The sequence below is a fragment of the Limnofasciculus baicalensis BBK-W-15 genome (assembly GCF_024178385.1).
Taxonomy (GTDB): domain Bacteria; phylum Cyanobacteriota; class Cyanobacteriia; order Cyanobacteriales; family Coleofasciculaceae; genus Limnofasciculus; species Limnofasciculus baicalensis.
The window spans coordinates 1-14,375 of the sequence record NZ_JAMZMM010000144.1 but is presented as its reverse complement, the minus strand read 5'-3'; the positions used below and the strand labels follow the sequence as shown (position 1 = coordinate 14,375).

Here is a 14,375-nt window from a genome sequence, read left to right as displayed (position 1 = left end):
TAAGATTTGGGGGTGATGATTGTTGGGGTGGGGTGGGTTTTGTATGGAAATTTATTCTCTTGTTAGAGTCTTGCGATCGCGTTTATGGAGAAACCTGAAAATGAATCAGGAAAAAACGTTCAAAATTGTGTTAGGAAACAACAATGTATTTGAATATTTGGGCTTCGAGGCAGAAGCAGCAATAAATCTCAAGGTAAGAGCTGATCTTATGTTAGATTTACGTTCTTATATTCAGAAGCGAGGGTGGACTCAAAAAGAGGCGGCAGAGTTTTTGGGAGAAACGCAACCGAGGATTAGTAATTTAATGAAGGGTGAAATCAGTCGATTTAGTGTGGATAAGTTAATTAATTTGCTAGGGAAAGCGGGGATGGAAGTGAAGGTAGAAGTCATCTCGAAAGTAGCATAATTGTAGTCCAATAAATTGGACTGAATATTGAACAGCGAATTAAAAAATACAATTCAATAGTCCCCATTTTCCTAAAGAACCAGATAAGATAGGACATAGATGCGAAAATTGGCAATAGTGGAAAGAGAGCAATGTACGTCTATCGCACCTCGGAGTTTAATCATAAAGCCCAAAGGTATAATATTCGCGATCGCATTAATGCGCTCTGTCATGAGTTGGAGTCTCAGCGCCTTGATGAAGTCCAAGCTCATTTTGAGATAGTTTATCCTTATTTAAAGCGGCGTATCCTCAATCACAGACTCATCTGTCGAGTCGTTAAGGTTGATGATGAGGATATCCTCTGCTTGTTGGAGATTTTTAACCGAGGCGCACGAGAGTACGAGGAGTTTCTGGATGCGCCAGTAGATTATGGCAAAACTCATCTCGAATCTCAATTAGATTTTGCCTTAATTCGAGAGGAAATTGCTATTAGCAAAATCCGGGAAAATCAGATCGAGGAAATTCCTGCACTTCCGCAAAATCTCCGTCCCTGGTTGGAGCCTCCTGGTTGGCAAATGGAACGAACAAATGGAGATTGGGTAATCTGCGAAACTGAAGAGTGGGTAAAATATTTCAGCAAACCGGAAATTAAAAAAGATTGGCATCTTTATTATCAATTGGTTGCTAAAATCAATACGGGAAATGCACCATTATCTATAGATATAGATCTTGACAATGGTGACAGTTTATCCTTGGAGGCGGAAATCCTCACAGAGGAAGAAGATCGAACTGTATTAACAACAGAAGATGGACAAAGTACTCCCGATCGTATAAAGCTTTTTGGAGAGTGCGATCGCTATATTCTCTACAGTCAGCTCAAAACTACTGATGCTACTATTGGTGGGGTATTGTTTCTCTTAGCTGCCTTTAATCGGAAACCTTCGAGCCAAGAAATTGCTGAAGTTGGTCATAAAACTACTCTGTTTAATAGCTCAAATAGTGCCAATATCTTATCACAGACATTAAATCTCCATGAATTAACTCCTTTTGCCCGCCGCTCCTATCCTGCTTATCTCCTAGCAGATGAGGAAAGTTGGTTAGCAATTGAGGGAGGAGAAGAGGCAAATTTAGCTCTTTCACCGGAAGAAGAACAGATTTTGCAATCTGTTTCTACTTCTGGAGGTAACAGTACTCTACCTCTCTTTATCAACGGAAGAGCAGGTAGTGGTAAGTCTACCATACTGATTTATCTATTTGCTGATTACTGCTACCGAAAATATTATAATCAACGGGGACATCGCCGCTCGGAAAATCTTCCTGGTGAGTTATTATTTCTTACCTATAATGAACGGTTACTAGAGGTAGCCAGAGATGGGGTTAAGCGGTTACTTTCCTCTCACCACCGTTTTTTGGCGGAACGGAATCAGGGGGATGAGATGCCTGATATCGATCGCTGTTTCCAGCCTTTTCAGAAATTCTTGTTTAACTTATTACCACTCCAAGAACGAAATCTATTTAACCCAGAGAAATATATTTCATTTCATCGTTTTAAACAACTTTATCAGGGCAAAAGTCCTAGTGAATCATTCGATAAAGCAGTTTTACAATTGCGCCAATCACGACGCTATTCTCCAGAAACTTCCTGGCATGTTATTCGGAGTTTTATTAAAGGTTATGGGCAACCAGAGCCGATGACTCCTGAAGATTATCAGGAAGAAGTACCACGGAAAGAAAGGACTATCGATCTGGAGAAATTTCAAGGTATTTATGATACTATTTGGGAACGTTGGTACAAGCACATTACTCAAGAAGAAGGCTATTGGGACGATCAAGATTTAATTGCTAGGGTGATCCAACTTAAGTGCTACAATCCAGATTATGTAGCAATTTTCTGCGATGAAGCACAAGACTTTACTCGCCTAGAGCTTCAGCTTATTATGCGGCTATCCTTATTTTCCCAATATAATTTAGGATATCAGCCAATTAGTTGTCTGCCATTTTCCTTTGCTGGAGATCCCTTTCAAACTTTAAATCCTACAGGATTTCGTTGGTCTAGCATTCAATCTGCTTTTGAGGGAGAGGTAATTACTGCAATTGATCCAGCGGCACAATTAAAGTTGGCAATTAATTTCCAAGAATTGACTTTTAATTATCGTTCCAGTCCCCCTATTGTAGGATTTATTAACTTAATTCAGTTATGGCGACACGTCTTATTTAATATTCACGAACTTCAACCTCAAACTCCATGGCATCCCGGCAATTTCCCAGAACCACAGAAGTTTATAATCGGTCAAAATATTACCACAGAATCCCTGGCATCTTACATTAAAGATACAATAATTATTGTTCCTTGTGAAGAAGGAGAAGAAGCTGCTTATGTTAGTACGGATGAGGTTTTATCTCAAATTTTTACCCAATTTAATAGTAGAGTTGTTGGGACAGATTTAATCGAAGACAAACCAGCCCTATATCTCCAATCTCCAGAGCCAATTAAGAATATTTTAAGTGCAATTACCGCCAAAGGATTAGAATTCAAAAAAGTTATCCTCTATAAATTTGGTGAAGCTTGCAACAATAACGTCTGGAATCTCAAAAAGCAAGCTATCGACGAGAAAATTAAGATTGAATATTTTTTCAATAAACTCTACGTTGCCGCCAGCCGAGCCACCGAGTATCTGTTTGTTGTAGATTCAGAAAAAGGGGATCGCCAACTGTGGCAATATGCTAGCGATGAGGCACTCTTACAAGCCATGGTGGGATTTGCCAAAAATACAGAGCTTTGGCAAGAAAAAGTGAGAACTTTAACTCCCGGTACTCCTAAAACTATGGAGGAATTGCAAGAATCAAACTCAATTGCGATCGCAATTGAGTTTGAAACCAAGGGATTAACCTCAGCAAACCCCAGTTTACTCAGACGCGCCAAGCAATTCTATAGCGATATCGGTGACAATACCAAAGCTAAATTTTGCGAGGCTTGGGCGCTCAAATTTGAAGAGCAATTTAGGGAAGCAGGGACTTGTTTTCAGGAGTTGGGTAATCATAATCTAGCCTGGGATTGTTTCTGGGAAGGATTCTGTTGGCACGAATTAGTTAATTGGTACAAACAACACCCAGAAACTCAAACAATTGAACGACATATCGGCATTTTTATGGCAGCTAACCCCCAAGATTTAGCCGCGATAAATAATTTTACCTCATTAGCGTTCGAGCTGCAATACCAATTAACAAGTAACAACGAACAACTAACAAGTACCCAACAATGGCACAAAACAATCACACAGTATGGTAATCGGATTAATCTTTTAAAAAATATTCCTGATGTTAAATCAGAAGAATGGCAAAAATTTGGAGAATTATTAGCTACATTAGAATTTGATCGCCAACTCAATCTTCTCGCAGGTGATTGTTTCTACTGCGCCAAAAATTATCAACAGGCAATATTCCAGTGGGAAGCTTGTCAGGCAACCCAAGATCCTCTATATCATCGGGCGCAAGCAAAGTTAATGGGGATGCCTGATGGTTTATCATATCTACAGGAAGTAGAGGTATATGATGTCATTATTACTGAGTGGGAGGAAGCTGGAAAGCCACGGGATCGCCGTTGGCTTCAGTATGTTGCTATTGCCCTAGAAACTAAGCATCAGTATCAACAATCTGTGGTAGTATATCTTTGGCTGGATCAATTAGTCAAAGCTAAAGAATGTTTTGAGAAAGCCAGCCAAGATGGAACTCCTATCAAGCTACTTACTATTCTCTGTCAGTATTTTTTTTGCAAAAATCACTGGGGCGAAGTGATTGATAATATAGTGAAGTATCTAAATAACGTTATTGAATCTGAACCTAAAAAGGCTTTATTAAAGTTTGATATTGTTTATGAGTTAGCTCTGGCTGAATTAAAAAAAGACGATCTTAATAAAGAGCAGCGTAAAAGTTATGCTGCCTTTATCAAGGAGCAAGTTTTATCAATTCCGGAATGGCAGGATTATCTATCGATACAGCAGGTAGGTATTGCTCTGGAAAAACTGGGAGGATTGGTAAATACACTGGAATTTTACGAGCAATTCGTGGAATATTCCGATCCGGAAGTATCTCAATTTGCCAGAGAGCGCTGGATTGCCACTAAAAAGAAACATGTTGACTATGCCAGACAGCAAAATAAGCCACAAAACTTTATTAAAATTCAATCGGAATTGCTCAAAAAAGCACAAATTTGGCAAATTTCTCCCGATGCCATATCCCTGATGCCACCAGCAGCACCGAAAGAGCGCCCGATACCTCAAAGAGAATTAATTAATTCTTTTGGCACAGGAATCATCGAAGACAAAAATACCTCAATCTTTCAGATTAATCCTGAATTACCCAAACAGGAAGCAAGTAAATTAAGTGGTATTTTACCTATTACAGTAAAATCAATTCAAGGATTGCCAAGTGATATAGAAATAAAGGAATTAGAGAATGACATCCTCCAATTTACACTCCGTCACCTCGTTATTAAAATAATGAAGCAGACTAAGCAAGTTCTCATTACCGATTCTCTCAACAATCGGGAAGTGCGAGTTGATGCTAAACAATGCCAGATAAACATTGGTGATGCCGCCATCGAAGCCCCAGGTGGCAAGGAGTTACGCTTTACTTTCTTCCATTCCAGTTACAGTGGGAAATTATTAGTAGATGACCTAAAATCCCGCTTAGAATTGGATATTCAAGGGTTAACTGGGAGAATTTCTATTGATTTGTGACAGTAATATTAAGGTTTTCAGTGACTACGCCAATATTTTGTGAGAAATTAACTCGGCATCCTGATAAGCTGTGACGCACTTAATTTAGATACCTCCACACCCTACACCCCACACCCCACACCCTACACAGATAGCCCAAAAATAATAGCAATACGCACACACGTAGAGAAGTTGCCGCCTAGGCTGCGCACCGAGTTAAACTACTGGTTTTGGGAGTTAAGCCAGAATGAGCCAGCAGTCACCACACCTTTCTTTACTTTTTTACATCTTTCTTAACATTGCCCGAAACCATCTTGCTCATAAAGCCGGGAAACCTTCTCGAAAAACCGTTCTACTGTAATTTGCGCCACACCTAACCCGTGTGGCGCAAATCTATTAGATTTCTTAGCTAATTTTTCCTGATGTGCTCGACTTGAAAAGCCTAACCTGTAAATCTTTTAGCGATAGTTGTCACCCAGTCAGATGTCTATAATCAGGCAACTTATAGTATAATCAGAGATTGTGCCCTCATTAGAGTCAGTCCATGCCCAAACTAAAAACCCGCAGAGCAGCCGCAAAGCGTTTTGAAGTAACCGGAAGCGGTAAACTTAGACGGCGTAAAGCCTTTAAAAGCCACTTACTAGAACACAAAAACGCCAAACGCAGACTCCGTATCTCCGGCAAAAGTGATGTTCACGAAAGGGATGCCGATAACGTGCGCCTGATGCTGCCCTATTTGTAGATTTGCCACGCCCAATAACTAACTAGTAAAAACCAATTAAGTACAATGACCAGAGTAAAACGCGGTAACGTTGCTCGCAAACGCCGCAAAAAAATTCTCAAACTCGCCAAAGGCTTCCGAGGTTCCCACTCAACACTATTCCGCACCGCCAATCAACAGGTGATGAAAGCGCTGCGCAACTCCTACCGGGATCGCCGCAAACGCAAACGGGATTTTCGCCGCCTCTGGATTACCCGCATCAATGCCGCAGTACGTCAACATGGCATGAGCTACAGTCAGTTTATCGGTAAAATGAAAAAAGCTGACATCCAAATCAACCGCAAAATGCTAGCACAATTAGCAGTCCTCGATCCTACTAGTTTCCACAAAGTTGTAGAATTAGCAGCTCAAGCAGGAAATTAAATTTGTTGTTTGTTATTAGTTATTGGTTGTTTGTTATTTGTAGAACAGGCATCCTGCCTGTTAAATTTATTATTCGTTTGTTATCCTGTAACAAAAAATCAGAACAAACAACAATTGGATATAAACCAATTGCCCCAACAACAAACAACAAACAACAAATAACAAATAACAAATGCTCCAAAAGTTCTTTAACATCAGTTTGGCAATTGGGTTACTAGCGATATCTTGGATAACTCCAGCCTCAGTTAATGCAGCTTCTCTAGAAGAGATTCAGCAACGCGGTGAATTGATAGTCGGCGTAAAAGATAATCTTCGCCCTTTGGGATTTCGGGATGCCAATGGTAACCTAGAAGGATTAGAAATTGATATCGCCAAACGCCTAGCTGAAGAACTTTTGGGAAATCCCGACGCAGTAGTACTGCAACCCGTGATAAACCGCGATCGCATTAATCTAGTATTAGAGGGTAAAGTTGACCTCACTATTGCCAGAGTCACCATCACAGATTCCCGCACTAGATTAGTAGACTTCAGCATCCCTTACTATCTAGATGGTACAGGTTTGATTGCCAAAGATAAGTCAATTACTCAATTAAGGGATTTAGCAACCAAAACCATAGCCGTACTCAATGGCTCCAGCACGATCGCAATAGTGCGGTATGCTTTACCAGAGGCAAAGCTAGTAGGGGTTGATTCCTACCAAGAAGCGCACTCGCTTATGGAAAGTGGTAATGCCAATGCCTTTGCTGCCGATACAACCCTACTCACAGGCTGGATACAAGAATATCCCGATTATCGAATCCTCCCCGGAAACCTATCAGCAGAAGCCTTATGCGTGATAATGCCAAAGGGATTGCAGTACAATCAGTTGCGGCGACGCATAAACAGTGCGATCGCACGATGGCAAACTGAAGGATGGTTAACTCAACGTGCTGCCGCTTGGGGTTTGCCGTAACATCCTCTCGTTCAGATAAGAATACAAAAACCCTTATACTTCAATCATGGATATTTCACTTCCAGTTATTTATCTCTCTGTTTTGGTAGCACTGCTTGCTTTTGCTGGTTTTGCCGTAATCCGCCAAGTACTCAAAACTCGTAAACTAGAAAATGTCCTCTCTCGGTTAGAGAAGAAGCTCCAAAACGAGCGCGGCACATTAGAAGAATATTACGAATTAGGCAGTATCTATTTAGATAAAAATCTCTTCGCCCAATCAATTGTTTTATTTCAAAAAGCCATTAAAGCAGCAGATGATGATTCACAAAATTTAGCACCAGTTTATAACGCGATGGGCTTTGCTTACTTCGCTCAAGAGCAATACGATATCTCCATTCGCCAGTACAAAGAAGCCTTAAAGCTAGAACCCAACTATGTGACAGCACTAAATAATTTAGCTCATGCTTACGAGCGAAAGAAATTAATCGCTCAAGCAGTAGAAACTTATGAAGAAGTACTGAAATACGAACCAAAAAATGATACCGCAAAGCGTCGATGTGAGTCTCTACGGAAACGGCTTGTTACTTCTAGCTGATATTCCTCAGTACTAATTAACTCCTTTGACTGTCAGAGGAGTATTTGTATTTTCTGAATAAAATCTATATTTTCAACCCAATAATTCTCCCAGCCTGCTCAACAATTCATCGCGGGAAAACTGACACAATTGCAGTAACAGCTCTCTCAACTCAATAGGAGGCAAAGCCAATAAAGAGTCCACGCGAACTATATTTTGTTCATCTAATTTACCCAAGCGAATTTGAAGGAAATTTTCCACAACCAAACGCTTTCCTTCCTCGATTCCTGGAGATTCTCCTCCTAATTGAGATAATCTCAGCAGCAACAAAGTCAACTCTTCTACAGGTAACACCGATAAAGGCTCTATAACCGCTACCATTCCCTCATCTAATTCCCCAAAGCGAAATCGAAGGAAGTTTTCTACAATCAAGCGCTGCCCTTGTTGAACCCCTTGTTGAACCCCTTGTTGAATCCCTTGTTGAATCCCTTGTTGAACCCCTTGTTGAATCCCTTGTTGAACCCCTTGTTGAACCCCTTGTTGAACCCCTTGTTGAATCCCTTGTTGAATCCCTTCAATTTTGCCTTGTTGGATAGCCGCATCTATCTGTTGTCGATAAAGAGGTGCTAAAGCCATAATTAACTCCCTATCCTCTGCCTCTAACTGCTGATTAACTTCCAAATTAGCTTGTAAGTTATATAGTAACTCTAGCGCATTTGTCCGTAGTGGATGATCCTCTGGTAATGCTGCTAATTCATCAATTGCCTGCTTTTGCATCCCACCTTTGCCCAAAATCCTCAGCCATAGAGTTTCCCTTGTACGCGGTAACTGGTGAATAGCGATCAGTCCGGTTTTTTGATAAGATCCCAGAGAATAAACTCCTGATGTCCAATTTTGATCAACTCTTGCTATTGCCTGAAAGCCAAAGCCGTCTAATAAGGCAGGTGAGGCAGTGGGAGTGAGAATCCATAACAGAGGTAATTGAGCCTCAGTCATGCGCCTGTCTTCTCGCTTAGACAATCTTTCCAACTCAGCATGAACATCAAAAAGCTTACCCATACAACTCCGAATTTGCCTGGGGGTGACGGCATTGCGAAATGGTTCAAAAATCGCCGGAGTTGTCGCCAATTTTCCTAATAATCCCAGAGATATTCCATAGGGAGTTTCTGTTGAGGTTGGTGTAAAGAAAACATCAATCTCGCGCACTTCTGATGATACATCGCGGCTGGTTTCAACTTCTCCCAGAGGGGATAATAATTCTTTAAGATAATCTTTAGCAAATTGATCGTGAGGAAATCGTGTCATTTGGGTTTGAGATACCCACAACTGGACAAATCCATTTTACTCGATAATTTGCACCATTCTCAGGATAGGCATCCTGCCCATCCCAGAATAACATTACCCCAAAGACTTAATCTGTAGGGTGCGTTATGCTCTGCTAACGCACCATCAACTAATTTTTCCTTCTATCTTCGCTAACTGAAACTCACCGATAAATACCCTGATAATCATGTTTTGCATTCAAAAGATGACTTACAAATACTACAATGAGCTTGAATATTTTTATGAGTAGGAAGACGAAGTTTTTGACTACATACTGGACATTCAAACACAACCTTCATCTCATCAGAGATATCAAATTTGTACCCACTAAATGAACGCGATAGTCCTTTTAACTCTCCAGAGCGAGTCAAATTTATAATCTGTCTTTTGTTCCATTTATAAAGTAAATTTTTGATAAAGCCACAATTTTTCATAGGTGGCTGCTGATACTCTAACCTCGCTTTCCGAAAACCTCTATGAAGTGCTTCTTTTGCAAAATAATTCGTAATCAACCCATTTATTCTTTCCTTAAATTTAATTGATCGTTTACCAAGCACATATCCAAACTCTTCTGGGGTAAGATACCCTAATCGTTCTTCTTGATATCGAATATGCGTTTGTCCTAAACCATTATTTTCTTGAGTTTCTGTGAGTCGGTAAGCATTCAAGCCGAGCCATCCGATACCTAAATAAACAGAAGCAGTATCCGTCAAAATTTCATTTTCGTATGTATTTGGCAGGAATAAACCAGCGCGGTACAAGAAAACATGGGTAATTTCATGTGCTAATATTGCCGCAATGTCATGTTGCTTTTCCTTATATCGTGCATGTAGCTCTACTAAATACTCATTTTCCGGTGTTAGCTCAACTTGTCCAGCAACTTTCAAACTGTTTCTGTAATTGACAAGGATCGATCCCTCTGGCAGATTTAAGTGGCGTACAATCGCGCTGGCAAAACGATGGGCAGCAATAATAGGATCTTCTCCAGGAGTTATGGATACCTCTTGAGGTGAAATACTGTTTGAGAATAAGTGAATAGTCTGGCTAGAGAAATGCTTGTATAAAGCTTTTATTGATGCTTTCACTCGTTCCAGATTTGGATAAGTATGAGAGACTTTTCTATCCGTAGGTTCTTCAGATTCAAGGTTTGTTTGCTTAAGGATAGTCTCTCCACCGCCGAAATTAACAATCAAAGCCTGTATTGTCCGAATCGGTCCCCAGGGAATAGCCCAGCAACCGCCTAGTAGGGATAACAACGAATAGGGTACACCCTTTAATATGGCATCACTCTTACTGGAAACTCGATAAGGACGAGAAGCACAATAGAAGGTTACAACTACTATTGAAATAGCGTAGCGATAAATGACGTATTTCATAAAATTTCCCCCTTTCCTAATTCTTCACTCCCCAACCCTTCTGTAACTGAGTTTTCTGTCTCTTCCTCCGCCGTCTTTCTCCCGACTGTGGAGGTGTTGGCTGTATCGGTACAACCTCAGCTTCCCTACTCTCTCTAGCCACCCGAATCAATAACCCTGCGGCACACAAATTGGCAATCATCGAGCTACCGCCGTAACTAAAGAAGGGAAATGGTAAACCTGTAGTAGGAAGAGCGCCTGTTGCTACACCAATATTCAATAGTGACTGTCCTACAATTAAAATCATCGCGCCCATTGCCACCAGCCGATGAACTGAATTTCGTGCCCTCAACGCGACAATCGTCCCCAGTGTCGCGTAAGCGATGAGCATCAGAAAGATTACCAGGCTACCGACGAAGCCAAATTCCTCAGCAAATACCGCAAAAATAAAATCAGTGTACTGAATCGGTAAATAAAATAGCTTCTGTTGCGACAAACCAAATCCGGAACCCCAAGTACCACCGGAGCCAACTGCTAGTAAACTTTGAATAAGTTGATATCCATCCCCCTGAGAATCAGCCCAAGGATTGAGAAACGACATCACCCGCCGCCGCTGATATTCTTTGATGCTGATACTAATAACAGCGAGCATAAAACCACCAAAAGCTGTTCCTCCTAGGTAAGAAAATGGCAATCCACCTGCCACAGCAATTAGCCACAACGTCATCCCGCATAGTGCAGTTGTACTTAAGTTGGGTTGGAGCAAAATTCCCATTAACACCAGAGCAAAAACACCCAGCCACAGACAGCGAACCCGAATCGATATTTGCTGCCATTGCCCGAAGATACGAGCGCTCTGAAGTACCAGAAATGGTTTAATTAACTCTGAAGGTTGGAGGGGCACTGGACCAAGGGATATCCAGCGAGTTGCACCATTGACGGTAGTACCGACACCGGGAAGGAGGGTGACGAAAATTAACCCTAACAGTACGATTAAAACCCAATGGGCAATACCCAAAATATAACGCAAGGGCGATCGCACTAGGAAGCTAAATCCGACCAAACCCAATGATATCCAGATTAGCTGTCGTTTAAAGTAGTACCAACCGTCTCCAAACTCCGCATCACCACTAGGATAAGATGCCGAGAATAAAACCGCTAACCCCATAAACATCCACAGAAAGGTTAACCACCGCAATAAGCGGGCATCAACTGCCCAATCCTGCGCGGGAGGGTTTACCCATGAAATTAGATCCCGTAAAGCCACTAATCCTCGATCGCTAACAACAATGCCGAACTGCCCTGCATTGTAACTAATTCTACGACGCTCGACTCGGTACTACCGCCTCAAGCAGGAAAATATCGCCATTTTAGAAACCCGGTTTCTTGAAGAAACCGGGTTTCTGAGAGTTTTTGGGGTGTACTTGATAACTGAAAACCGCGATCAAAAATCTTTGCCTCTACAATCCTTGGCTTTCTAGCCAATCTGAAGCACCCGGCAATTCTGCTAAAGAAGTATCGACTATTCCAGGTAAATCCTTTGCTGAATACTGATATGTTAGATCGATCAACCTCTGTGCTACTACAATCAGTTGGGTTCTATCTAGCTGTTTTGAGAGTTGAGATGGCTTTAATTGTCCATTTAACACTTCAATACTTGCTGGACGTATCGCCGCCTCAATCGCTTCTTCTAAGAAAGGTTGCCATTCCGAGGTATTTATGTAATAAGAAGTTTTGTTATCTTTCAGATTTAGCTTTTTAATTTGTCGAATAGAATCAGAAATAGATGCTACCCATGAATTGGTTAAACGCTGCTCAATTTGGTTTTTGATTAAGTGTATTATTAACCTGACTAGAAAGGATTCGATGTTACGCAGAATTGCTTGTTTGCTCATCCCCTCTAGTTCATCGATAATTGCCAAAGCATCTTCATAGCGTCTCTCTAAGATACTTGCTCTAAGATCTATTAGTTCTTGAGTCATAAATTCTCCATATTTGTCCATGCCACAAGGAACTATTTGAAATAAAAAAAGGGTCACTACGACCCTTTTTCTTCAGAAGCAAAATGCCTGAATTAAAGTAACCCAGTATTAGTTCCTTGTTTGCCAGTGGCTAACTGAACTTTAACAATTTTGCCACCCATTTTCATGATCCGTTGCTGTTCGCGAAACCAGTTATCGAAGGGCACTAGTTTCGTGAAATAGGTATTCTGTAGCTCCCGTTGTGTCCTAGTTCTAGTTTGGCTAGGGACACAAGCCGTCACTTTAAACATGCGCACGATCGTATTTCTCCCAATCTAAACAACAAAATTTTAATTTTCAATTCTGTTTTTGAAGCGAACAAAAAACTTTCGGAAAATGCGATTTCCAAAAACCGCAATCGCCCCGCTTCAAACTTAATCCTCTTTAACTCTTTGACCTAGTTGATGCGGCGCTACAACCAGAATATTTATAGAGTTAGTTCTTTTAATCAGGTGAGGGAGTCAACTGTCAATACTATACTGTCAAAACTTATCGGCTTCAATTCAAAAACCAGACTTGCCTTTAACAAGCTAGCACTCACAATTGACTTCCCACACCTTCACAAAACATCCTACTCGATCGGCGGATGTTAACTCACCTTACTCAATGACTTAGCTTAAGCCAGAGCAGATGTAGTCGAAATAGACACCCATTTCCTTACCAGCATCAGCGCCAACAAGGCTAGCGGTGACTTCTTTCATGGCTTGGATAGAATCAGTGGTGCGGCCGATGGGAACGCCCAAGGAGTTGTAGGTTTCTTTCAAACCGTTAAGTACCCGCTCATCTAGGATAGAGGGGTCGCCTGCCAACATAGCATAAGTGGCATAACGTAAGAAGTAGTCCATGTCGCGAATGCAAGCAGCATAACGACGAGTGGTGTACATGTTGCCGCCGGGACGAGTGCTATCAGAGTATAGCAAGGACTTAGCCACAGCTTCTTTGACGATGGTTGCAGCGTTGGAGCTGATAGTTGTTGCAGCCCGCACCCGGAGTTCGCCTGTGGCAAAATAGCCCTTGAGCTTTTCCATCGCGGAGGAGTCCAAGTATTTACCTTGAACATCAGAAGAGTTGATAACAGAGGTAATTGCGTCTTGCATTGATTGTAATTTCCTTATTTCACCTAGTCTCAGACTTACTTACAAACACGAGTATTCGCGTTTTGAACTGCTCTCTAGAGCAATCCGCCAATCACGTAGTCGAAGTAAGAACCAGCTTCAGAAGCATCTTCGCCAGTCATCATGCCGGATGCGGCAGACTTCATACAACGGACACCTTCAGCAAGGGCATCAAGTGAAGTACCCAAAGACTTGTACATTTCTTTGGCACCCACTAGACCGATTTCTTCAATGGGTGTGACATCACCAGATACGATTCCGTAGGTGATCAGGCGGAGATAGTAGTCCATGTCACGCAGGCAAGTAGCGGTCATTTCTTGACCGTAGGCATTGCCACCGGGAGAAACGATATCAGGACGCTTTTGGAACAGTTGGTCTCCTGCTTGCTTCACGATGCGATCGCGCGAGTCGCTCAGGGTTTGAGCGATGCGAAGACGGCGCTCTCCAGATGTCACAAAGGACTTGATCCGGTCTAATTCGCCAGGGCTGAGATAGCGGGCCTCGGCATCTGCATTCACGATTGACTTCGTGACAATACTCATCGATGGAATTCCTCCAGAAATATATAACCAGGTCTGTTTAAACTGGCATTCGGGTTAACGAACAGCTCAACCGCTCTCCCTAATATATTACAGGTGTTTGCCTCTTTACGGTTTCACCCTCCCTTTCCTGAACGACTCCTGTCTTCCAGATACTTTGGAGTTTTATGCGATACATTAGGTCACTGATCGAGCTATCTTCCGCAATTATTCTGCGATAGATCGTTCACATTCTTACTATGTTCGCAACACTTTGTAACATTTCTACTC

13 protein-coding genes are annotated in these 14,375 nt (G+C 41.6%); 6 read left to right on the top strand and 7 right to left on the bottom strand.

Features of this window, described 5'->3' with window-relative positions; translation table 11 throughout:
• Positions 1-100: 100 nt before the first annotated feature.
• The 6 genes from NJ959_RS15290 (at position 101) to NJ959_RS15265 (ending at position 7,773) form a co-directional block, all read left to right on the top strand.
• Entirely contained in the window at positions 101-406 is a 306-nt protein-coding gene (locus NJ959_RS15290; protein WP_254012599.1) for a helix-turn-helix domain-containing protein, read from the top strand.
• Between the two features lie 131 nt (positions 407-537).
• On the top strand, positions 538-5,124 hold the full coding sequence (locus NJ959_RS15285; protein ID WP_254012598.1) for a helicase domain-containing protein: 4,587 nt from the start codon (positions 538-540) through the stop codon (positions 5,122-5,124).
• Positions 5,125-5,647: 523 nt separating this feature from the next.
• A complete protein-coding gene (rpmI, locus tag NJ959_RS15280; RefSeq protein WP_254012597.1) occupies positions 5,648-5,845 on the top strand; it encodes a 50S ribosomal protein L35 in 198 nt (65 codons plus the stop codon).
• A gap of 45 nt (positions 5,846-5,890) precedes the next feature.
• Complete coding sequence (gene rplT, locus NJ959_RS15275) at positions 5,891-6,247, top strand: 50S ribosomal protein L20 (protein WP_254012596.1); 357 nt, start codon at positions 5,891-5,893, stop codon at positions 6,245-6,247.
• Between the two features lie 172 nt (positions 6,248-6,419).
• Positions 6,420-7,199, top strand: coding sequence for a transporter substrate-binding domain-containing protein (locus NJ959_RS15270; protein WP_254012595.1), 780 nt, complete (start codon positions 6,420-6,422; stop codon positions 7,197-7,199).
• 46 nt (positions 7,200-7,245) lie between these two features.
• Positions 7,246-7,773 (top strand): tetratricopeptide repeat protein, encoded by a 528-nt coding sequence (locus NJ959_RS15265; RefSeq protein ID WP_254012594.1) that lies wholly within the window; start codon positions 7,246-7,248, stop codon positions 7,771-7,773.
• A 72-nt stretch (positions 7,774-7,845) separates the two neighbouring features.
• Here the strand turns inward: NJ959_RS15265 and NJ959_RS15260 are convergent, their stop codons facing one another.
• The 7 genes from NJ959_RS15260 to apcA form a co-directional block, all read right to left on the bottom strand.
• Positions 7,846-9,057, bottom strand: coding sequence for a flagellar assembly protein H (locus tag NJ959_RS15260; RefSeq protein WP_254012593.1), 1,212 nt, complete (start codon positions 9,055-9,057; stop codon positions 7,846-7,848).
• Positions 9,058-9,260: 203 nt separating this feature from the next.
• On the bottom strand, positions 9,261-10,451 hold the full coding sequence (locus NJ959_RS15255) for a hypothetical protein (protein ID WP_254012592.1): 1,191 nt from the start codon (positions 10,449-10,451) through the stop codon (positions 9,261-9,263).
• 16 nt (positions 10,452-10,467) lie between these two features.
• Positions 10,468-11,697, bottom strand: a complete 1,230-nt coding sequence (locus NJ959_RS15250; RefSeq protein WP_254012591.1) for an FtsW/RodA/SpoVE family cell cycle protein — start codon at positions 11,695-11,697, stop codon at positions 10,468-10,470.
• A gap of 193 nt (positions 11,698-11,890) precedes the next feature.
• Entirely contained in the window at positions 11,891-12,412 is a 522-nt protein-coding gene (locus NJ959_RS15245) for a DUF29 family protein (protein WP_254012590.1), read from the bottom strand.
• A gap of 92 nt (positions 12,413-12,504) precedes the next feature.
• Positions 12,505-12,708, bottom strand: a complete 204-nt coding sequence (locus NJ959_RS15240) for a rod-capping linker protein CpcD domain-containing protein (protein WP_254012589.1) — start codon at positions 12,706-12,708, stop codon at positions 12,505-12,507.
• A 354-nt stretch (positions 12,709-13,062) separates the two neighbouring features.
• Positions 13,063-13,548: an allophycocyanin subunit beta gene (gene apcB, locus NJ959_RS15235; protein ID WP_254012588.1), complete on the bottom strand. Its 486-nt coding sequence runs from the start codon at positions 13,546-13,548 to the stop codon at positions 13,063-13,065.
• Between the two features lie 74 nt (positions 13,549-13,622).
• A complete protein-coding gene (gene apcA / locus NJ959_RS15230) occupies positions 13,623-14,108 on the bottom strand; it encodes an allophycocyanin subunit alpha (protein ID WP_254012587.1) in 486 nt (161 codons plus the stop codon).
• Positions 14,109-14,375 lie beyond the last annotated feature (267 nt).

What these genes read in the sequence shown, in the direction of transcription:
- NJ959_RS15290 (WP_254012599.1), top strand. Translation starts at nt 101, where the DNA reads ATGAATCAGGAAAAAACGTTCAAAATTGTGTTAGGAAACAACAATGTA.
- NJ959_RS15285 (WP_254012598.1), top strand. Translation starts at nt 538, where the DNA reads ATGTACGTCTATCGCACCTCGGAGTTTAATCATAAAGCCCAAAGGTAT.
- rpmI (WP_254012597.1), top strand. Translation starts at nt 5,648, where the DNA reads ATGCCCAAACTAAAAACCCGCAGAGCAGCCGCAAAGCGTTTTGAAGTA.
- rplT (WP_254012596.1), top strand. Translation starts at nt 5,891, where the DNA reads ATGACCAGAGTAAAACGCGGTAACGTTGCTCGCAAACGCCGCAAAAAA.
- NJ959_RS15270 (WP_254012595.1), top strand. Translation starts at nt 6,420, where the DNA reads ATGCTCCAAAAGTTCTTTAACATCAGTTTGGCAATTGGGTTACTAGCG.
- NJ959_RS15265 (WP_254012594.1), top strand. Translation starts at nt 7,246, where the DNA reads ATGGATATTTCACTTCCAGTTATTTATCTCTCTGTTTTGGTAGCACTG.
- NJ959_RS15260 (WP_254012593.1), bottom strand. Translation starts at nt 9,057, where the DNA reads ATGACACGATTTCCTCACGATCAATTTGCTAAAGATTATCTTAAAGAA.
- NJ959_RS15255 (WP_254012592.1), bottom strand. Translation starts at nt 10,451, where the DNA reads ATGAAATACGTCATTTATCGCTACGCTATTTCAATAGTAGTTGTAACC.
- NJ959_RS15245 (WP_254012590.1), bottom strand. Translation starts at nt 12,412, where the DNA reads ATGACTCAAGAACTAATAGATCTTAGAGCAAGTATCTTAGAGAGACGC.
- apcB (WP_254012588.1), bottom strand. Translation starts at nt 13,548, where the DNA reads ATGCAAGACGCAATTACCTCTGTTATCAACTCTTCTGATGTTCAAGGT.
- apcA (WP_254012587.1), bottom strand. Translation starts at nt 14,108, where the DNA reads ATGAGTATTGTCACGAAGTCAATCGTGAATGCAGATGCCGAGGCCCGC.